Consider the following 20317-nt stretch of genomic DNA (forward strand, 5'->3'; position numbering starts at 1 on the left):
ATCCAATACCTTTTTTCTCGATCATATGTATCACGCAAAGGCAATTTTTCCGCCCTTACTTGTCATGGGGCTCATTTCGGCTATGGCACTGCCGATCGCCATGACATCGCAGGCATCCGCACAAAGCAGCATAACCCTAAACGGCGCAGGAGCGACTTTCCCTGCTCCTCTGATAAAAGAATGGACACTCAAGTACCAGACCGTGACACCTAATGTGAACATCAATTACCAGGCAATTGGAAGTGGCGCTGGCATTAAGCAGTTGACCGCCAAGACCGTTGACTTTGGTGCATCGGATGCACCTTTGAGTGCGGGACAGCGTGCCAACTTCACCGGTCCAGTCGTGCACATTCCAGAGACCATTGGTTCTGTCGTCGTTGCATACAACATTCCCGAGTTTCCAAACAAGGGCCTGAAGTTCACTGGCTCTGTTCTTGGTGATATTTTCCTTGGAAAAGTCAAGAACTGGAATGACCCGGAAATTACCCAGCTTAATCCAGGTGCAAACCTGCCAAACCAGCCAATCGTAGTCGTTCACAGGTCTGACGGCTCTGGAACAACATTCGTCTGGACAAGCTATCTGTCTAAGGTCAGTCCAGCTTGGAACACCACTGTTGGTCACGGAACTGCAGTTCAATGGCCGACAGGACTGGGTCAGAGCGGAAACCAGGGCGTGGCAAACACTGTAGGCGTGCCGAACAGCGGCTCTGGAACCGCCTACTCTATCGGCTATGTTGAGCTTGCGTATGCTCTCACCAGCAAGATGACCTACGGAGACATCCAGAACCAGGCAGGCAACTTTATCGAGCCAACTCTTGACAGCACAAAGCAGGCGGTCCAGAATGCCGCTACCCAACTGCCATCCGGTGATGGTGACTGGAGCAAAGTCTCGCTGCTCAACGCTCCTGGGAATCAATCCTATCCAATAGCCACATTCACCTACATAATCCTGTACAAAGACATGTCTGCAAACGTCAAGACGCAAGCACAAGCTCAGGCAGTTGTTGACTTTATCAAGTGGGCCGTTACAGACGGTCAGCAGCAGTCATCTGCACTTGGATATGTACCTCTGCCCGACTCTATTGTCCAAGCCGACCTCCAGACCTTGGGCTCGCTCTCTTTCGGCCAAACTCAACTTACTGTACCTGAATTTCCGTTCGTTCCAGTCCTTATGGCATTCTCCTTCGTTGGGGTAATTGCATACCTTAGGTTGGCTGGAAAAATCGGCAGCAAGTTCGGACTCGGGATCTAAGCACTTCCCACCTTTTCTTATTTTTTCATCTATATAGTTCATGGTGTTCTGTTAGAGAAGCGTAAAATATCGTTTATCCATGGTAAAAAATGGTGGCCCTGCCTGGTAACCGTTGATGCTCCGCAGACACGAAAAAGCTTTTTGTCAAGCCATTTTCTCGCTGGCAAGCGCCGTGGCGACCGGGTGTTTAGGTGGATCGTCATTGGTGCAGCGTGCTATACTCTTCTAATGATTGCTCTCGTGGTATATTCGGTCGCCCAGGGGTCCGTGCCCATTTTGTCAAGAGAAGGTCTGAACTTTTTCATTGGGACTGATTGGAATCCTGTTGAAGGCCGCGAGTCTTTTGGTGCCCTTCCATATATCATAGGAACATTGGTGACCGCAGGAATTGCCATGGCTATTGCTGTGCCTATCAGCATCGGAATTGCCGCATTTATCTCTGAAATAGCACCACCCCGCGTTGGAACACCCGTATCATTTGTAGTTGAACTCTTGGCCGCAATTCCAAGCGTTGTATATGGTCTCTGGGCGCTATTTGTTTTCCGGCTGTTCATGGTAAACTATATCGAGGCTCCGATTCACAACCTGCTTGGGCAGATATCGATCTTTGCCCGGACACCCTTTGGCCTCGACATTTTCACGGCTGGAGTTGTACTATCGATCATGATTATTCCCATTATTACGTCAATTACACGAGAGATCTTTAAGGCAATACCGAACACTCAGCGCGAAGCAGCCTACAGCCTTGGGGCCACGCGCTTTGAAACCGTCCGGAGATTCCTCATTCCATACGGCCGGGCTGGAATCCTTGGGGCATCAATCATTGGCCTGGGACGAGCAGTCGGCGAAACACTGCTAGTTACCATGGTAATTGGCAATGCTATCGGCATTTCCGCTATTCCAAATTCCTTGTTCAGCCCAAGCCAGACACTGTCAAGCCTCGTAGCAAATGAGTTTAATGAGGCTGTGACTGTTACTCATACGTCTGCACTAATCGCGCTTGGCGCTACGTTATTTGTGCTTACAATGGCCATTAACATCGGTGCGCAAATTCTTGTGTCACGAATGGTCAAGGTGTCTCCCGGAGCCCGAGAGTAATGTCTGACAAGTCACAGCAAAGACGGGACGAGATCCAGGCCTCCATCCTGCGCACCAATGCCCGAAGAAGGCTGCTTGACAAAGTCTTTACCATTGGCACAATAGGTGCAGTACTTGCAGCATTCATTCCACTTGGAAGTATCCTTTTTGAAGTCATAAAAAATGGTGCTGCAGCACTAAGCGCAGAATTTCTGACACAACCGCAGGGGTCAATGATCTATGGCGGTGGGGGCATCGGACCGGCCATCCAGGGCACTATTATCGTAGTAGCTTATGCATCGCTGATAGGAATCCCTGTTGGCATACTTACAGGAATCTATCTCGCCGAGTATGCAGGCAACAACCGCTTTGCGCGGACTGTCCGATTCTTTAACAACGTCATGACGGGTCTGCCATCGATTGTGATAGGCATCGTCGGCTACATCATTCTTGTCGTGCCCCTAGGCGGCTTTAATGTCACGGCGGGCGCGGTTGCACTCTCGATAATAATGATTCCAATTGTGGTCGGCGTCACTGAAGAAACCTTGAAGCTTGTTCCCAACTCGCTGCGCGAAGCGGGCCACTCGCTTGGTATACCAAAATGGAAAGTGACTCTCTTTATAACGCTCAAAAGCGCGAAAAATGGCGTCCTTACCGGCATCGTTCTTGCTGTCTCCCGAATTGCCGGCGAAACTGCACCTTTGATAATGACAATCCTCGGAACCGACCTATTCTTCCAAGGAGTTTCAAACCCTGTCGACGCTTTGCCGTTAAGAATCTGGAGATTGTCCTCCACTCCTTACGATTATGCCCATCTCTACGGATGGGGAGCGGCGCTTGTCCTGATTTTGCTAATATTGGCCTTCAGTGTCGGTTTGCGATTTGTCGCTATTGAGAGAAGCTCTCGGGCTCGAGCGAGGCAATAAAATATGGTTCACCGCTTTCTATATTCAACTAAAGGAACTATTTAGAGAATTATTATGTATGAGTCTCGTCCCGGACTATGTATGGGTAGGGGGCAGTTTGCGCTGTCAGACGATAAGCTAGATTACCTCGAAGTAAAGCGGGACAATGTTGCTCCTCACTACAAAGTATCGATAAAGAACTTTAATTCCTGGTTTGGTCCAAAGCAGGCTCTCAAGAACATCAACTTTGACGTTATGGAAAACACTGTAACTGCGCTTATCGGACCTTCGGGATGTGGCAAAACCACTCTGATTCGCTCGCTGAATAGAATGAACGAAATGACTCCTGGAGCGAGTGTGTCTGGCAGCGTTTACCTTGACGATACCGACATTTACGGAGGGAAGGTCGACCCAGTAATAATAAAAAGAAGAATCGGAATGGTATTCCAAAAGCCCAATCCCTTTCCGACCATGAGCATTCATGATAACGTCGCAGCCGGTCTCAAGCTGAACGGTGTCAAGGACAAGAACATGATTAATGAAATAGTTGAAGAAAGCTTGAAGGGCGCTGCTTTGTGGCAGGAAGTAAAGGACGAGCTGGACAAGCCGGGCATGAGCCTCTCAGGGGGCCAGCAGCAGAGACTGTGCATAGCACGTGCACTTGCAATGCAACCCGAGGTGCTATTAATGGACGAGCCAACATCTGCGCTTGACCCAATTGCGTCGGCTAAGATTGAAGAGCTAATCCATGATCTCAAGAAAGACCTGACGATTATCATTGTAACGCACAACATGCAGCAGGCGGCCAGGGTCTCCGACTATACTGCCTTTATGTACCTAGGCGAGCTTGTAGAATACGGCCCAACCAAACAGATTTTCGAGAACCCGACCAAAGAACTCACAGAGAACTATATCTCTGGCAAGTTTGGCTAGTAGCGCAAACATCATTACATAGTTGTCAGTCAGTGTACCTGACACTTGACACGACTCCTAGACCTGGGCCTTACGCGGATTACAAACGTTATTTTGAACATGGCCGAGATTTCCGAGCGTTCGGTGGCAAAGGCTATCGAGTCGTATGAAGAAGGCTCAGTGAACAAGGATGAAATTTTTGAGTGGGCCAAACAATTGCAACTCCTGCAGGAGGAAGTATCCGAGCTTGCAGTGGAACTTTTTGCACGCTACCAACCCGTGGCAACAGACCTGCGCTTCATAAAGTCAAGCATGGAAATAGCTTACGGGTTTGCGCGGTTTGGCGGCTATGCACACGACATTGTTGACATTATCAGCACCATGGGTTCTGTTTCACACTGCGACAAAAGGGCTGTCCTTGAAGTCTCGCAAATAGCGATAAAGATGACGCGGATGAGTGTGCTTGCCCTGCAGACTGCAGACAAGGATGCGGCAGACAAGCTGTATGAAATGGACGAGACCGTCGAAGCACTTTACCGCAAATTCCTGCGAGAGGCGATAACGCCGCATGGCAAGCGTGGTTCGAATAAATTGTATGCTGATCCACGCTGCTACGTTTCTGGACTGCTAATCCTTCGATATCTGGAGAGAATATCTGACCATGCGTGCTCGATTGCAAGCGCAGTCAAATACATTGCTACTGGTACTCCTGCAAGAAGGCTTTAGCTCCTACTCTATATAGTTAACACTGACCCCTATAGCACAATATAGTCTATTCTCGCAAACCGTTTAACCAATAGTGGCACGTCAAATCACGTTGAAAACGACTGGCGCCGCGGATCACAAGGAAGTTAGAAAAGTTCAGTTTACTGGCAGGTCGACTTATGTCCTTTCGTTACCCAAAAAGTGGATTGAGGAAATGCACATTCGTCCGGGGGACCAGGTAACGCTTGTACGCGAAACGGATAACTCACTTTCAATTGTCCCAGTAGCAGCGGCTGCCGGAGCTGACATACTCGCAGAAGCTACGGCGATTATCACTCCTAATGAGGGTAGTAGTACGCTCAAACGGAAGGTAGTTTCGATGTACCTTGCAGGTTACAATATAATTAATTTGAAGCTCAAGTCGGGCAGGATTAGTCCGCCTCTGAGAGACGCAGTACGTGAAGTGGTCAGGCGCAACCTTGTGGGTACTGAAATGATTGCCGACGCATCAGACAACATTACACTACAGGTTCTGCTTTCACTGCCTGAACTTTCCGTAAATACGGCAATCAGGCGAATGTACCTCATAGCCTCGTCAATGCACTCTGACGCCATGTCGTCGCTGGGGGAACTCAACCAGGACCTGGCCAAGGAAGTGATAAAGTCCGACGACGAGGTAGACCGCTTCAGCCTGTATATTCTCAGAAACCTTGTAATGGCTACTCAGAATGGAAGGGTTTTGCGGGAGATGGGCCTGAAGAACCCGTCTGATTGCCTGTCCTACAGGGTGGCAGTCAAAAGCATCGAGCGCGTGGCCGACCATGCTTGCGGTATAGCAGAAAAAACTATAATGCTTAAGGAAAAACTGCCAAGAGAGACGATGCAAAAGGTGGAAAAAATGAGCCAGCTCGCCCTCTCTGTACTTGCAGACTCGGTAGAATCACTCTTGAGGCGCGATTACCATCTTGCGGATAAGACGGTTGACACTGTCGATGCTATTTACAGCTTGGAAGAAGATGCAATGGCGGCTGCAGAGAGACTCCATGACTCAGCCAGCGTAAAACTTATTCTTGAAGACATCAGGCGCACAGCAGAATATGCAAGCGACATTGCCGAGGCCGCAATGAACGAGACTATAAACGAGGTAATTGACAAGCAAAGCTCGGGCAAGAAATCAGTGGCTGCCACATCTGCATCGGCAGGGCATCTTTAGTCGGGCAATCCTTTTACGATGGCACTGGCAATCTCTCCGCATGACGCTCTGCTACATCTGCAATACAAGGACGTCTACAATGACATGCCCACAGTGCAAGAACCCCGTCTGCAAAAAGGACACAAAGGACTTTCCGTTTTCGGCTAGTCTGTGCCTGGAGTGCGCTGCTACTGTAAAGACCGGGCTTGGCGGCGTCAGAAAGGACGAAGAGATTTTCTAAGTGAGTGATGAGCCTCAATGTCGGGCTTTGAGCAATCTTAAGATGAGGTGGATTTCCTGCTTTCTGTCATGCCAAAGTGTGGCTGGCAATATCGATCGTTACACTATCTGCAGTGGGAGGAGGTGATGCGTTATTGTCAGCAGCATGAAAGTCAATCCGCAGGAGCTTGTTGTCTGCTGTTAAGCGCAGGTAGCCGTAGTGCTGGTCGTCAAAGTTATCGATAGTGAGCTCCGTGGAATTGACGGCCGGAATGCTATCCAGGTAGGTTACACGCGCGCCACGTTTCGGCTTTGGCGGTGTCACACCTCCTCGAGATTCAACAAGACTAAGGACGTTGTGGCCGCCATCACCCGAAATGATGAATGGTACGCTGTATTCACTTCCGCCAAATCTTAGCTTACGGGTAAACCGCTGATAATTATGCACATGGCCCGAAATGAAAGCGTGCGGATATACTCCCTGTGCGCTACAGATGGAGTCTATGTCTCTAAGCATTGTTGTGCTGCCAGAATGATGGCCGCCCGCACCGTGCTGGCCTTGTGGTGGAGCATATGCAAAAGGAGGATGGTGAACTGCAATGATTAGCGCGCCAGCATACTTTTCTGATTTTACTCGTTTCAGTTGCGCTGCCAGGAAATTAAGCTGGTAATTGGGCACGCCGGGCCATTTAGCCTGTTGACCAGCCTGGCTTGAGATTACTCCCGGGTCCTCGAGGGCATTGCTAAAGAGCCCTATAATTCGCACAAAAGGCGCGTCAAGCGCAAAGTACACCCCCGGTTGCGTCATAGCGGTACGGTGCAAAGACCCTGCTTCCTTTGTAACAACCGGCGCTTTGGAGCAAAAGTTGCGCATAAAGGTGTTGAGCGGGGCGTCATTCGCACTAGTCCCTGGAACTACAAACGAGTCGTGATTTCCCGGGATTGCGAAGATGGGAGCGGCATAGTTTCGAAATGGTTCGTAGAATTGGTCATAGTAGTACTGCGACTCTCCAAAGTTGTAGATTAGATCGCCCAGATGGAACAAGAACGACGGCCTATCGTCAAGTTTTGAAGTGTGAAAATCATTTGTAAGGTGGTCAGCCACACTCAGTTCGTTTCGCAACTTTGACTGTATTGAGGCTCCAGTGTCTCCTGCCATGTGCAGGACAATCTTGCCCGAGTCCTGGATAGCCTTGATTTCAGCGGGTCCGTGCGAACCAAAAGCAGCTGACAACTGGAACACATCGGACTGGTTGCCCCGCAGAGCTGGAAAAGACACGGTATCTTTTGTCAGGAGCGCTCCAATTTGCTTGTAAAGTTGGCTGTCCTTCGTTTGATCATGAGGGGTCCGAAATGTCTGCGGGTCAGGAGTGGGCTTGCCATCCTCATTGAACTTGGGCTCGGAAAACAACGGCTGCGGAAGTCGAGCACCGGCTTTTCGTGGCATTCTATCGATCAGCTATGGAGGTGAATTCTTTAAGGATATCGCTAGATTTAGGAACCACTGATTACAAACATTTGGCTGAATCGTCTTCAAATGGAAGAACTTCTGGTCAATTGGGTCTCTTGAAAGACTTGCCGCATTAGCAAAAGCCCTTGCTGCTAGCGAGTTTGTGTCGCGCAAGAATTAGTACACAGACCTGTCTCGCCAATGCAGTTTTATGGTTTTACGTGTACTACCCAGCGTTCCAATTTTGCAGCCTCTGGTTCCCAAGAGCGCTTGTACGCCAGGCCGATTTCGAAATCTCCTGCTTTCAGAGTTCCAAATTCAAGCAGTTGGCTACCCGGACTGCCTGTCAGTTCCGAGTCAGGTTCGAATCTGGAAGACAACAGTTCCAAAGCGCTTGTGTCAAACTTCGGATACCACCTGAAACCCGTAGTAGGATTCGAATTAACCTCAAGGACAAATTTCTGGCCAATCTTGGTTGTGATTTCTTGCATGCACAATAATTGGCGAGCCTCTATTAAGTCCTCGCAGTTTTTCGCCTCATGGATAACAGTGCATGAATCGCGGTGCAAGAGATACAATTGTTAAATAATACCTCGATGTGGACACTCCCATGAGTTACAAGATCCAGAAATACGGTTGGATTCCAGACCTTCCAGACCATCGAGATTTTATGTACTCCGCGCCCCCTGCTGTCTTGCAGAAACTGCCCGATTCGGTGGATCTCACACAAGGTAGTAGTTTCATGCCGCCTGTTTACGACCAAGGTCAGGTGGGAAGCTGTACCGCAAATGCGATAGCAGGTGGCTTTCAATACGCACGGAGAAAGAACAATGAAGCGCCGGACTTTGTCCCGTCTAGGCTTTTCATATACTATAACGAACGCGTAATCGAAGGAACGGTGAGCCAGGACAGCGGGGCACAAATCCGCGACGGCATAAAGACCATAGCAAAGAGTGGGGTTTGCCCCGAAACCCCGGACTGGCCCTACGATCCTTCGAAGGTTACAGTAAAGCCTTCCCCGACTGCATTCCACGATGCTTCGAAGTACAAGGCTGTGCAATATCAGCGCCTAAACCAAGATCTGGCCCAGCTTAAGGGATGCTTGGCGTCCGGCTATCCCTTCGTATTTGGTTTCATGGTATACGAGAGCTTTGAATCGCAGCATGTAGCCCAAACCGGAAATGTCCCAATGCCTGCTCCCAGCGAATCTGCAATCGGGGGTCACGCCGTTCTTGCAGTTGGGTACGATGACAAGCACCGGCAGTTTCTGGTAAGAAACTCTTGGGGCTCTAGTTGGGGTAAGAAAGGCTATTGTCACATGCCTTATGAGTACCTGATAAACACAAACTTGGCAAGCGACTTTTGGACAATAAGCTTGATCAAAGCCTAGAAACCACCGCAAGTGGATTCCCATTAATGTGGTCGACTTCCACATTAATGAATCCATTACCGAATCGTCGCCTCGGCAAGCTTACTCGAGGCTGCTGCATGAACATCGTTAGTTATGTACAAGACCCTGACTCGTCGTGGCGAAAGTCATAGGATTCGTTGGTGGGGTAAGTAGCTAGCTGAAGTCCGCCGCTCTGCAAGTAAATGCCCGCGTAGATAGGAAATCGCCGCGCAAGCACTTGCGCAAGTGAACGTCGACTAACTAACCCCGCCCGCATAACGAAAATCCTTTTAACTTCAAATCTTAGCTATTCACATTGGTGCTTTCTGGCCCCGCTGAGATTCGAAGTTCCTTGCGACCAGCGGAGCGCACGAGCAGTTTTGCCCCCGCCGAGCTGAGCGATTTTCCGGTATCAGGTCTTGGGCAGATCGAGAGGGGGCAGCCAGACCCGATTGAAATCTCTTTTTCTGGCGACTCGGCAGAGTACGCCATTTGCTTTGTAGACATGGTCAATTCCACGATGATATCAGCCACTCTTACTCACGAGGAGTTAACCCGATACTACTCGATATTTTTGAATAACATCGCCACGATTGTCGTAAAGCACGGTGGCAGGGTCCTCAAAAACGGGGGCGACGCCTTGATATTCTGTTTCAAATCAAAAAGTGAAAAACTAGAAAATGATAAAGTTCTCCGATCGGTTCTCGATTGCGGGTTATCTATAGTCGATGCTTGGATACACCTTAATGCATCGACCCCGGCCGGAAAACATAAGATTAACTATAGAGTAAGCGCCGACTATGGTATGGTGAATATAGGCAAGTCAGTCGCAGTCGGGAGCGATGACTTGTTCGGACTGACCGTGAATTTGTGCGCCAAGATAAACTCGATGGCCCCTCTTAATGGAATGGTTATTGGCAATAGTCTTTATGACAAGGTGAAGGACTTTCCTGACTATGAGTTCAATTTGGTCGGTACCTATAGCCCTAAAATCGCAGACAAGTCCACAATCGGACTTCCAGACTTCCTGAAGAGTGGTTATCACGCATTCAGCGTGAAATCTGCAACAGGCAAAAAATCGCTAAATCCCTTTGACCCCGTGAGGTAGCTAGTTTTAGCAAATCTGTAACCAAAGTCTACAAAAATGCATTTTAATCTCAAAAAGTTCGTGATAGTCGCCATTATATCGGAAAGTCACCAACTTTTCTAAGATCTTCTAGAAGATCCTTTATATTATTACAATTCGTTGCAGTATTTCGGTGGAACGTCATTCAGACTCCCCCTGAGCAGGCCAGTAGAAAGATCTTTTGGAGAATCGTTCCAGTGATGTTCATCCTGCAAACAATCGGGGTTCTGGATACTGCCAATGTTAGTTACGCAGCGCTGACAATGGCTGGGAACCTTCAGTTCACCGCGACGACGTTCGGAATAGGAGCCGGCATTTTCTTCATCGGGTACCTGCTGTTTCAATTGCCAGTGTCCGTACTTGCTGAGAACCGCAGTGCCCGCAAGTGCATTTCCATAGTTGTAGCAAGTTCGGGAGCAGTTGCCATGGGCACGGCGTTAATCAACAATGATTGGCAGTTCTACATTATGCGCTTCGCCCTTGGAGCCTGTGCTGCGGGTTTGTTCCCCGCTCTTGTTGTCTATTCATCCCACTGGTTCGGGGCAAGACAGAGGGGCTTGGTTTACTCGGTCCTAATTGCAGCATTTGCCGTATCGCAGATTATTGCAGGCCCTGTCTCCACTCAGATCTTGAGCAATAATTGGATTGGCATCCAAGGTTGGCGCTGGATGTTTATTCTTGAGGGCCTACCGGCGCTCCTAATGGCTCCTGTAGCCTATAAAGTACTGAGCGACAGGCCGGGTTCTGCAGAGTGGTTAACCCCTAGTGAGAGGCGATCGGTAGAGGGACGACTAGCCGCTGAGCACAAGTTAAAGTCGAGTGCAGCGGCCCATACATGGAAAATAGCAATTAGGGAACGCGAAGTACTTACGCTGGCCGCTATCTATGGCTTATGGCTTGCAGCCAATTACGGTCTGCTATTCTTCCTTCCCACCATGGTAGGCGAAATCACCGCGCTCCCACTTACGTCCATCGGTCTTATACTGGCCGCCATTTCGACGGCGGCGTTCATTGCGCTGATACTGTTCGGTAAATTATCGGACCGAAGCCGGGACAAGAAATTACTCGCACTCGTCCCTCTGGTAATAGGAGCTGCGGCTCTTATTGTGTGCACGCTTACCCACCAGAATGCAACGGTATCAATAGTTCTACTTGGTGTAACCGTGGTTGGATTCGGCTCCGCCTTTGGAGTATTCTGGACGCTTCCGACGCTTTTCCTTAGCGAAACTTCGGCCGCTGTGTCAATTGGTCTTATAGGCGCAATAGGAAATCTGGGCGGCTTTATCGGTCCATCTGTCTCTGGTTATTTGCGATCCTCCACAGGCGCATTTACAAGCTCGAACATTCTCTTTGTTGTTCTGGCAGTGTCAGCTGCCTTGCTCATACTGACTCTGAAAAAAACGCGAGTCCCAAGTATAGAGTCCATTCATGGCTGAGTTGCGAAGCTAAATGCCAAGGGGCCATGGCATCGAACGCGTAGCGGATGACGTGGGAAGTCTAGTCGGAGGGCTTTTTGGAAGCATTGATGACCTAATTATGTCGCTTTGTCCATGAGTCAACTAGCTTTTTGGTTTCATCATCCAAGTATTCTATGCGAGTTGCGAGCCCTTCCACCAGTCCAATTTCAAAGATTGCCCCTTTGTTTTCCACGGTTGCACCGCTGGAGTCATTATCGTGTTCCAAAGTTGATAAAACCTCGCGCTGAGTGGCGCGCTCTAAAGTCGTAAATGAATGCCCTATTTCAAAGGCAAGCTCCTTGCATCCGGGGCCGCCTTCACTTGCCCAGCGAAGAATTTCCCTTTGAAGCGTAATGTCTAGAAGGCTAAATGTCCTGCCTATCCCCTGTCCAAGCCCAACCACGAAACGGGCTGCGCAGTCTCCAAGCGATGAAGACTTTGGCCAATCCAGAAGCACTTCGCGCTTTTGGTTATCATCGAGCATCGGAAACATGGTTCCGATCGAGATCCCTGCAGAGGCTGCCAGTTCACAGTTACTCCGGATCATTTCTTTTAGGAGCACTTGGAACTTTGGAGGTCCGTATTTGTAGCCAAATCCCGCTCCTGTTCCAAGACCTCGCGCAAGTGCAAAATTGCCTTTCGCGGTTTCCATGATCTGGGCTAATATGCCCTCATGATCCGATGCAAGATAGGGAGCAGCAAAACCTAACCCGATTCCAAAGCCCTCAGAGAATGCGGAGTCGAGCTCGAGCGCCGGAATAATTTTAGTTTGAAAATCATTTTCGTAATAGGAAAAATACCTGCCGATTCCGGTGCCAAGGCCCCTGCAGAACTCGGCATGAAATTCGGAATCCCTCATTGAACTTTGCATAATCTCGTTATCCTGCAGCCAAACCTCCACATCGCCCGGGTCGGTTGAACTCTCGCCACATACTGGCAGTTGGAGCCGGCACAGATTTGATAGCAACTGTTGAGTCACCTGGCTGGAGTGGGGATACCTCCTTCCTATGCCCGTTCCAAATCCGCGGGCAAGCCCCCTGATTGAAGCGATTCTTTTCAAAAAGTCATTCTGTGAGTCCTGTTCCAGTGAGGCAAAAATTCTGCCAGCCCCGATGCCAAGCCCTATAGACAAGCCCGGATTGTCATGCGTCCATGAATAGAGGTCTTGCTTGAGCTTGCCGTCAAGGTAGGGCAGATTCGTTCCAAGGCCAGCACCTGCACCCCGTGTAAACGCAGAATCCGTCCGCATATGCTTCAATATTTCTTTTCGTTCAGGAATTGGAATGAACGAAAGCACCTTGGCAATCCCAAAGCCAAGTCCCTGCGCAAACTGGACGTCTGTCTCGGCGCGCTTGAATAGCACTTTCTGACGCTCCTTGTCGTAATACAAGAAGGTATAGCCGAATCCCAGTCCAAGGCCTTCCGAAAGCGAGCTGTTTGTTTTCGCGTGGGCAAAGATTACAGCAATCTCCGCCCCAGACATGTACGTGGAACTGTATGCTATGCCAGATCCCAATCCGTGGGAAAGAGAGCTGTCCTTTTGAATATGGTCTACCAATAGCTGCTCCTGAACTTCTTCATCAAGCGTGGAGAAAAGGTAGCCTATTCCAAAGCCAAGTCCCTGCGCAAACTGGACGTCTGTCTCGGCGCGCTTGAATAGAGACTTCCTTTCGACCTCAGAAAGGTATGTGAAACTGTAGCCAAAGCCCATCCCCAGGCCTTCAGCAAGTTCCCCATTTGAAGCGGCTAGACACCTTGTCTCGTCTTGGGTTTCCTTGCTCAGGTACGAAAAATTATAGGCCAGCCCCATGCCCAGTCCACGCGCAAACTGCAGGTCACTCTTCATAGTCTTTGAGATCCGGGCTTGCAAATCTGCCCCGAGATAACGGTAAATGTAGCCGATGCCAATTCCCAGCCCTTCAGAGAGTTCAGTATTTGACTTTGATAGCTGGAAAGCTTCGTCCTGAGTTTTCTTTTCGTGGTACCTAAAGCCATATCCGATTCCCATGCCGACTCCCCGGGCAAACTGCGGATTACTTGAAGCCATCTCGACAATGAACTGCTGACGGGACGCAGAATCTAGGTACTTTAGATTGAAACCGATACCAATACCTATTCCATGGCTCAGTTGGTGATTTCGCTCCGCCAGTTTCAGGAAATTGGATTGAATAGCCGCGCCCAGGAATGAAAATCTCATTGCAGCCCCAAAGCCAAGCCCGATGGAAAAGCCCGCATTGCCGTTAGCGTAAGCCAATAGTTTCGCCTGCTCTACTTCCTCAAGCGACGAAAAGACCTGGCCAATGCCAAAGCCAAAACCATGAGCAAACTGGGGGTTCCTGTCTGATTCTTCAATAAGCGTCTCCTTGACTAGCTGGTCTTCCATCGTTTTGAAATTCTGACCCAGCCCTGTACTGAGGCCTCTTGCAAACTCGCTGTGTTTCTTTGCCAGGGCAAATACTTCGCGCCTGAAGGAATCCTTCATGAACGCAAAGACGTCGCTGACTCCGGCTCCAAGCCCCCTCGCAAACTCGCTATTCCTGTCGCCGCGATTGAATAGCTCCGTTCTTTCTGACTTTCGCAGCTGGTAGCAACCCCTGCCAAGCCCGACTCCCAGCCCGTAAGCAAACTGGACGTTTTCTTCGGCGAGTCCGAAGAGGCTCGCCTTTTGCTTGGCTTTGAGAGTTGAGAAACCTGTTCCTAGGCCATCCCCTAGTCCGCTTGCGAGATGTATGTTTCTCCTGGCTTCAGAAATTATCGATCCGTAAACGTCGGTGTCCGCTGAACGCAATACCTCTGCCAGCCCGGAACCAAGTCCAAAAGAGAACTCGCCACTCAGCCCTGAGGCCTGCAGAACCGACTTCTGGAGCGGCTGCTCCAACTCAATGAACGCCTCTCCAATTCCCTTCCCGAGCCCAAGCGCGAAATCAATGTTTGACTTGATCTGGGCCGTTATGGCATCAGGAAGTTTGATTTCCGAAGTTCTCGGGGCATTGAGAATTGACGCAATGTTTCTTCCCATAAAGCGGGCGATCGAAAAACTTGCAGCACGAGTTGACACGAGACCTGGGAACTCGCGAGACAAGTACATGGCTATCTCCAGCGTTGTCTCGGCGTCGAACTTGCATGATTCGAGTGCCAGAGCATGCATCGAGTAATAGTCTCCGGCCAGATAGACCCAGGTAGTCAGCCTGCGGGCGGGAGACGGGGCTGGCTCAGATCCAAATATAGCCTTTTGCAGCCGGGAGACCGTGTTGAAATTCCTTTCGAGCCTCAGGTCGTAGCAGAGCTTCAGTGTCAGGAGAAACTCTGCATCGTGGCGCCGGGAAGGGATTCTGGACAATGTTTGAAACTGCGCTACAAAGTAGGCGCGCCGTGATGCCAATTCCTTCGCCTGAACTATCGCGCCTGTTCCAACCCGTGCCTTGCCTGCTGCAATTTGACCTACAAGCGATCTGTAGTAAAGGAGAACAGTCGCAGGATACGGGTCGTTGTGCCAGAGCGTGCTCGCAACCTTGTTCAGACTCCCGGCCACGTACTTGCCGTACGCCTTGTGAAATAGTGATATGTTTTCTCCAAATTCAGAAAGCATCTTTGTCAGCGCCGACTTGTCGTACGACATCAAATGTGGCTGGAGTTCGGGGATCGAATCGGCGAGGTCCGAAAAGGCTTCAAAGTAATTTGCATTGAGCGAAATCAGAATGCTTCTGGCCCTAGACGACAGGAGGAGTTCAATGGATTCGCCGACGGTAAAGATGTCCCTCTTTCTGAGGTCGTCAGGAAAGTTGTCCCAGACCACAAGGTCTGCTGTGGTGATTCGCTGGATAAGGTCCTGAATGCTCACCCTCCCGTATTCGTCACCCGCGCTTGTCTTGGGATTCAAGACGTAGACGTTTTCGACCTCGTCAAACGACTCCTTTACAAGCTCAAATATGGCCCTTGATTTGCCGGAGCCATTTGGCCCCATAAGAAACGAGACGCGTGTGTTCTGAAAGACCTCATAGTCAGGAGGTTTTACAAATGGTATCGGAGAGCCATCGCTCTCCTCTAGTTGAAGATTCAGGGCGGTGGCTATGGCTTGCAAGGCCCGATCAGCCGCGGGTTTTTCCTTCAGCCGAGTGCCTGCTCTGGTCATCGAAAATGATAATTCTAGGCGCAATGCCAATTCTAAGGCAGAAGCAGAACCAGACCTTTGCATGGGGCGGTTTTTTAGAGCTTTGCAAGCCCCTTAGATAAGGTTATTGACGTTAGACCGTGTCGTTATGTTATGCTGCGGCGCGATTGTATGTAAAATATGCTGGAAAGTCGATTTATGTTGCGAGAAAATGACGATCACCCCAAATGCGGCGACTCTACGAGCAGATACTATACTTAAATAAATCTGAAGGGATTATTCCCTAATGTCGAAAAAGAATGAGCGTCCAAACGCTGACGGCGAGAGCCAGAACTCGCTCTCAATCCACGACCTTATCCCACCAGCTCCCGGAGACCCCATCCGCATAGTCCCACCCATGATCGCACAAGATGTCGCCGCGGCGGATCTGAAGGCTTCGCCTCCAGCGAATGCTGTCTATCTAGGCGGTCCACTGATAAAGAACGTCGAAGTCTTTACTGTATTCTGGGGCTACTGGTGGCAGTCCCCAACACAGCAGCCACTCATTGACAGCATCAACTCGTTTTTCAAGACCATCCTCCAAAGCCCGCTTATCGATCAGATAAGCAAAGACTACAGCACGCCGCAATATCCTATAGGCCAAGGTAAGTTCATAGGAACTGCTACAATAACGACCCCCAAGATCACCCACAGCATTAGCGATGCCGCGATACAGACGGTCATTCAGTCCGAGATTGCAAACGGGACACTGCCTGCTCCTGACATGAACAAGCTTTACTTTGTTTACCTTCCGCTGGGAGTAGTTGCAGTTCAAGGCGGCAGCAGGTCCTGCCAGTCATTCTGCGGATATCATGGCGACATTTCGGGCAAGATATTCTATGCAGTAATGCCATACGCGGGCTGCCAGGGCTGCGTCGGAGGCATGGTGACATTGGACGCGCTGACTGCAACAAGCTCACACGAACTTTGCGAGGCGATAACAGATCCGATTCCGGGCACAGGTTGGTACAACAACTACCATGGCGAAATTGGAGATTACTGCGCCTGGCAGATGAAGCCTGCAAGAATAGGGGGCTACATGGTCCAGAAGGAATGGTCAAACTCGGCGAACGGATGCGTCTAGAAAGTATTGATTTGAAAGAAAAAACACGAAGGAGCGCGTCCGCTCCTTTATCGTTTTTCAGCGCTACGTCTTGGTTGGCTTTACCTTAGATATCTTTGGATCATCTTGGGGCGCTTTGGAGCCATCGAGTGGAGTTGGCATAGAATCTGCGGTGGCTTGAACGCTTCGAATTTCATTCCATGTTCGTAGCGAATCGGCCTGTCCTCGCTCTATGAGAGATTGGATTGTCTTGGTGGAATAGTCTCCAAATTTGTTTGCGATAGAGTTGCCATCGTCAACCAGTTCCACTCTAAAGACATCTCTAATTGGGAATTTAGAGTAGACAAGCTGCTTTCTAACTTTGGGGGTGTCAGCAGGGTTGTAGGTAATATTTGCGCTAAGAGATGGAGTAGAAAGTATCTTTTCTACTGCATCCTTGTCTTGCTTTTTCGCTATTTCGACTAGCTGCCGGACCATGTCGACATAATCTGTGATTAGCTTTGCAGATTTTTCGTCGTTGTATGTGGTGTCCTGGTAAACAAGGTCCCATAGCCTGTCCAGCACAAAATCATTGTCCGTCCTCACGCGTCTTTCCTTCAATCGAGAAGGCCACAGGTCAACGATGTATATCTCGAGTTCAGGGATAGTTCCAATCTTCTCCATATCTTCTACAATGCCGCGTGTCATCTCCCGTTCGACGGGGGTGAAATTGAGCTTTGGATCCAGCCAGAAATCTCGGTGCTGGTTAGTAAGCTGGCGGAGTGGCGTATTATTCAAAAGAGCGCCGTCCCAGAACGTTCGCGGTTCGTCAGGATTATTCTTGTCTGCCAGTTGCAAATAGGCAGAATTGATTGGGAGCGTAGTACTAGCCATAACATGGTCTATTGTGAGTCCATCAGGGTATGAAATTACCACCGGACGCTTGCTTCCTGAGACTCTTTTTGCGTCATTCGACTGATCGATAAAGTAGACAGTCTTGCTGTCAAAACTATCAAAAGTAACAAAGCTTCCAGCCTGGACATCGACTGCGCCTAGCAGGAGCCTTGGCTCATTTTTCGAAAAGTTGGACTGAATTGGAAATTCTGCATACCTTGAGACCGAGCTTCGCAAGGGCGAGCTGTCAAACCTGTATCTAAAATTCAACAGGTTGTCAAGGTACCGCTGGTCAAAGTATGGAACGATGCCGAAGACGTTTGGGGCTCCAAATAGTGAGAACTGCCTTGCCGCATAGTAGCGTCGGGCCGCTTCGGAAGTAGGAACAGCTGCTTTCATTTCTGGCGTTCCCCATGTGCTGGCCCAAGTCTTCCAACCCTGCCACCACTCTGCCCAGGTCTTTTCGAAAAATGGAGTCATCTCCAAGAATGGCTCCGAAGAGAGATCCCTCCAAAAGGTTGCTAGGTGCTCAGCTGAGCCTTTCCAGCTCTCAAGCGCACTTTTGCCCTGCCGTCTTTTTGCTAAAACGTAAGAAACAACAATAGCAGCGTTTATTGCGCCGCTTGAAATGCCCGCAACAACATCAAATAGGTTTTGATCCTGAGGGTTAGGTCCAGCCGTCTTTTCAATCTGAGACGTAAGCCGCTCAACTAGGGTACTGTAGACGCCGGCTTCATATGCGCCGAGTGAACCACCACCTTGGAAGATTAATGCCCTCTGCTTCGTTGGCACTTCCTTTCCGTTTTGGGACATGCCATTGCTCCCAAGCTGTCTTATTTAACTATACATGGATTTTCTAGAAGGAAATTAATTTCCTCAGACTGCAAGTGCATCTGATTACTCTGACAATATTCCTAAACTTGGTAGCTGTGGCGCTTTTTGGAGACCAACTTGGTGCTTTCTGATGGCAAAGGTCGTACGCCTAGCGCAGAACTTGAATGGCCAATTTGGACTGTTGTCGGTATGGGGGGCAGAATTCATGGCTCGAGCGAGATTCCACTGAGGTGTCACGGCTAAATTTGCAATTTTGAATGAGTTAATGCTAGGGAATGCCATCAGAAGCGATAGGGCTTCTGCGCGATTCGCATGACGCTTGCAACTTCGAAGCTCATCGATATAATCCTCAAGGCTTAGGTCACCGGGGAAATTGGACAAACAGGAATGGTGGTAAGCCCGAGGGCAGTATATGGCTCGATGTTCTCAGGTTCACAAACTCGACTCAGCCACTGGTTAGCCATTCGTATCGTGTGTTGATAAGTGGTTGACAAAAAGCTCTTCAAGGAAACTGGAGAACTGATGTGCCCCTGGATTGTCGCCGAGTGCTGCTTTGATTTTCCAAATCTTGTCGAGGTGGTCTTGTTGAATAGCTCCCATAATCGACTTAGCTGTAGCAATGACTGCCTTTTGCGCCGTTTCGGTTAGAATTTGTTCTACCTGTGATGTCGATAGGGTGATCTCCCTTTGAGGATTTGTCGCGTTTTCCTCACCGCCACTCTTTCGCCCCTCGCAGACTCTGGAATTTAGATTTTGCGCGGAATTATCAGGCGTGTCATTCTTTGCCCTGGGTGGCTCGTTTGTGCTGCTCTTTCTATCAAGTGTGTAATTTCGAATGCTTGATTGCATTGTAGATGGTTGCGGTCTTGCTTGTTTAGCTAACTCGCTGCAGGCACGGCTATCGAGGAAATTGTTTACCGTTTCAACTGTTTTGATGTCTTTTGCTATCTGTTCAATTGAGTTCAGTGGTTCGGGGAGCTTGTAATCAAGTATTTTTTTAATAGCCTTTAATTCACTAACATGGTCTTTTTGAATCTTAAGAACATCCTTGCGGAATTCACCATCAGATTCGTTGACCCTCTTAAGATGTTCTACAAGCTTAAGCATAGAATTCGATAGCTCCCGAATTGCCGAATCGGCAGCCGCCTTTTGAGCGGATATTTCTTTAAGGATCCTCGTGCTCATGGCGAGGAACAACGTCTCATTAGAGATGCCTAGAACAGGTCTGCTTTCATTTCTCTTGGTTTCAGAAACTGACGCCTCTTGTTCTTCAACAGGTTTCTGAAATCCTGTATACTTACTTTCAATTGGAATAGACCTTCTTCCTCGTTTTTTGCCTTTTGATGCGCGCTGAACTGCTGCCCATTCCTGTGGGTGTGACTTGATGTACCTGCGTTTTAGAAGCTCAGCTTGAGCAGAATCGATGTGCTTGCCTATTGTAAAGAGATACACCTCACGCGGGTTACTTTTGTTGATAAACTGCAAGCACCTGTCACTACCATGATGGAGAAGGTAGTAGCGGTTTTGCTCCAGAGGCCTAATCTTGAATCGGTTAGAATTGCTGACATCTGATACCGAGGGCCCAGAGCCGGCGGGAAAGATTCGACTGTGGTCAGAACGACTGTCCTGTCGAGAAGTCTCTGATGTAAAGATTGGAAGACTCTTTGATGTCAAGAATTGACTGCGCTCTCCTGACCAGAGACTGTTGATGG

Annotated in this window: 16 protein-coding genes; 11 read left to right on the top strand and 5 right to left on the bottom strand. The window is 49.4% G+C overall.

Annotation, left to right across the window (positions count from 1 at the left end):
• Nucleotides 1–82: 82 nt before the first annotated feature.
• The 7 genes from pstS to ABI361_06525 all read left to right on the top strand — a co-directional run bounded on the left by pstS (nt 83) and on the right by ABI361_06525 (nt 6284).
• Complete coding sequence (gene pstS, locus ABI361_06495) at nt 83–1252, top strand: phosphate ABC transporter substrate-binding protein PstS (protein ID MEO9320303.1); 1170 nt, start codon at nt 83–85, stop codon at nt 1250–1252.
• Nucleotides 1253–1435: 183 nt separating this feature from the next.
• Nucleotides 1436–2350: a phosphate ABC transporter permease subunit PstC gene (pstC, locus tag ABI361_06500; GenBank protein ID MEO9320304.1), complete on the top strand. Its 915-nt coding sequence runs from the start codon at nt 1436–1438 to the stop codon at nt 2348–2350.
• Nucleotides 2350–3255 carry a phosphate ABC transporter permease PstA gene (gene pstA / locus ABI361_06505; GenBank protein ID MEO9320305.1) on the top strand — a complete coding sequence of 302 codons (906 nt, stop codon included), beginning with the start codon at nt 2350–2352 and terminating at the stop codon, nt 3253–3255. The genes pstC and pstA overlap by 1 nt, the downstream gene beginning before the upstream one ends.
• Before the next feature lie 81 nt (nt 3256–3336).
• A complete protein-coding gene (gene pstB / locus ABI361_06510) occupies nt 3337–4167 on the top strand; it encodes a phosphate ABC transporter ATP-binding protein PstB (GenBank protein ID MEO9320306.1) in 831 nt (276 codons plus the stop codon).
• Between the two features lie 45 nt (nt 4168–4212).
• Nucleotides 4213–4872, top strand: coding sequence for a PhoU domain-containing protein (locus tag ABI361_06515; GenBank protein ID MEO9320307.1), 660 nt, complete (start codon nt 4213–4215; stop codon nt 4870–4872).
• 91 nt (nt 4873–4963) lie between these two features.
• On the top strand, nt 4964–6064 hold the full coding sequence (locus tag ABI361_06520) for a phosphate uptake regulator PhoU (GenBank protein MEO9320308.1): 1101 nt from the start codon (nt 4964–4966) through the stop codon (nt 6062–6064).
• A 79-nt stretch (nt 6065–6143) separates the two neighbouring features.
• Entirely contained in the window at nt 6144–6284 is a 141-nt protein-coding gene (locus ABI361_06525) for a hypothetical protein (GenBank protein ID MEO9320309.1), read from the top strand.
• A gap of 66 nt (nt 6285–6350) precedes the next feature.
• On the opposite strand, the gene ABI361_06530 is transcribed toward ABI361_06525, so the two are convergent.
• Nucleotides 6351–7709, bottom strand: coding sequence for a metallophosphoesterase (locus tag ABI361_06530; GenBank protein ID MEO9320310.1), 1359 nt, complete (start codon nt 7707–7709; stop codon nt 6351–6353).
• A 212-nt stretch (nt 7710–7921) separates the two neighbouring features.
• On the bottom strand, nt 7922–8203 hold the full coding sequence (locus ABI361_06535; GenBank protein MEO9320311.1) for a protease inhibitor I42 family protein: 282 nt from the start codon (nt 8201–8203) through the stop codon (nt 7922–7924).
• Nucleotides 8204–8322: 119 nt separating this feature from the next.
• On the opposite strand from ABI361_06535, the gene ABI361_06540 reads away from it, so the two are divergent.
• From ABI361_06540 to ABI361_06550, 3 genes are all read left to right on the top strand, one after another.
• On the top strand, nt 8323–9102 hold the full coding sequence (locus ABI361_06540; GenBank protein ID MEO9320312.1) for a C1 family peptidase: 780 nt from the start codon (nt 8323–8325) through the stop codon (nt 9100–9102).
• A gap of 352 nt (nt 9103–9454) precedes the next feature.
• A complete protein-coding gene (locus ABI361_06545; GenBank protein ID MEO9320313.1) occupies nt 9455–10210 on the top strand; it encodes an adenylate/guanylate cyclase domain-containing protein in 756 nt (251 codons plus the stop codon).
• A 218-nt stretch (nt 10211–10428) separates the two neighbouring features.
• Nucleotides 10429–11664, top strand: coding sequence for an MFS transporter (locus ABI361_06550; GenBank protein ID MEO9320314.1), 1236 nt, complete (start codon nt 10429–10431; stop codon nt 11662–11664).
• Nucleotides 11665–11758: 94 nt separating this feature from the next.
• Here ABI361_06550 and ABI361_06555 read toward each other — a convergent pair whose 3' ends face one another.
• A complete protein-coding gene (locus ABI361_06555; GenBank protein ID MEO9320315.1) occupies nt 11759–15817 on the bottom strand; it encodes a hypothetical protein in 4059 nt (1352 codons plus the stop codon).
• A 265-nt stretch (nt 15818–16082) separates the two neighbouring features.
• Here ABI361_06555 and ABI361_06560 point away from each other — a divergent pair, with 265 nt between their 5' ends.
• Nucleotides 16083–16919 (top strand): hypothetical protein, encoded by an 837-nt coding sequence (locus tag ABI361_06560; GenBank protein ID MEO9320316.1) that lies wholly within the window; start codon nt 16083–16085, stop codon nt 16917–16919.
• Nucleotides 16920–16982: 63 nt separating this feature from the next.
• On the opposite strand, the gene ABI361_06565 is transcribed toward ABI361_06560, so the two are convergent.
• Nucleotides 16983–18584, bottom strand: a complete 1602-nt coding sequence (locus ABI361_06565) for a patatin-like phospholipase family protein (GenBank protein ID MEO9320317.1) — start codon at nt 18582–18584, stop codon at nt 16983–16985.
• 477 nt (nt 18585–19061) lie between these two features.
• Nucleotides 19062–20090 carry a hypothetical protein gene (locus ABI361_06570; GenBank protein MEO9320318.1) on the bottom strand — a complete coding sequence of 343 codons (1029 nt, stop codon included), beginning with the start codon at nt 20088–20090 and terminating at the stop codon, nt 19062–19064.
• Nucleotides 20091–20317 lie beyond the last annotated feature (227 nt).

Origin of the sequence: Nitrososphaera sp., from assembly GCA_039938515.1 — an archaeon.
In the GTDB taxonomy this organism is placed as follows: Archaea; Thermoproteota; Nitrososphaeria; order Nitrososphaerales; family Nitrososphaeraceae; genus Nitrososphaera.

What these genes read in the sequence shown, in the direction of transcription:
- pstS (MEO9320303.1), top strand. Translation starts at nt 83, where the DNA reads ATGGCACTGCCGATCGCCATGACATCGCAGGCATCCGCACAAAGCAGC.
- pstA (MEO9320305.1), top strand. Translation starts at nt 2,350, where the DNA reads ATGTCTGACAAGTCACAGCAAAGACGGGACGAGATCCAGGCCTCCATC.
- pstB (MEO9320306.1), top strand. Translation starts at nt 3,337, where the DNA reads ATGGGTAGGGGGCAGTTTGCGCTGTCAGACGATAAGCTAGATTACCTC.
- ABI361_06525 (MEO9320309.1), top strand. Translation starts at nt 6,144, where the DNA reads ATGACATGCCCACAGTGCAAGAACCCCGTCTGCAAAAAGGACACAAAG.
- ABI361_06530 (MEO9320310.1), bottom strand. Translation starts at nt 7,709, where the DNA reads ATGCCACGAAAAGCCGGTGCTCGACTTCCGCAGCCGTTGTTTTCCGAG.
- ABI361_06535 (MEO9320311.1), bottom strand. Translation starts at nt 8,203, where the DNA reads ATGCAAGAAATCACAACCAAGATTGGCCAGAAATTTGTCCTTGAGGTT.
- ABI361_06540 (MEO9320312.1), top strand. Translation starts at nt 8,323, where the DNA reads ATGAGTTACAAGATCCAGAAATACGGTTGGATTCCAGACCTTCCAGAC.
- ABI361_06550 (MEO9320314.1), top strand. Translation starts at nt 10,429, where the DNA reads ATGTTCATCCTGCAAACAATCGGGGTTCTGGATACTGCCAATGTTAGT.
- ABI361_06555 (MEO9320315.1), bottom strand. Translation starts at nt 15,817, where the DNA reads ATGACCAGAGCAGGCACTCGGCTGAAGGAAAAACCCGCGGCTGATCGG.
- ABI361_06560 (MEO9320316.1), top strand. Translation starts at nt 16,083, where the DNA reads ATGTCGAAAAAGAATGAGCGTCCAAACGCTGACGGCGAGAGCCAGAAC.
- ABI361_06565 (MEO9320317.1), bottom strand. Translation starts at nt 18,584, where the DNA reads ATGTCCCAAAACGGAAAGGAAGTGCCAACGAAGCAGAGGGCATTAATC.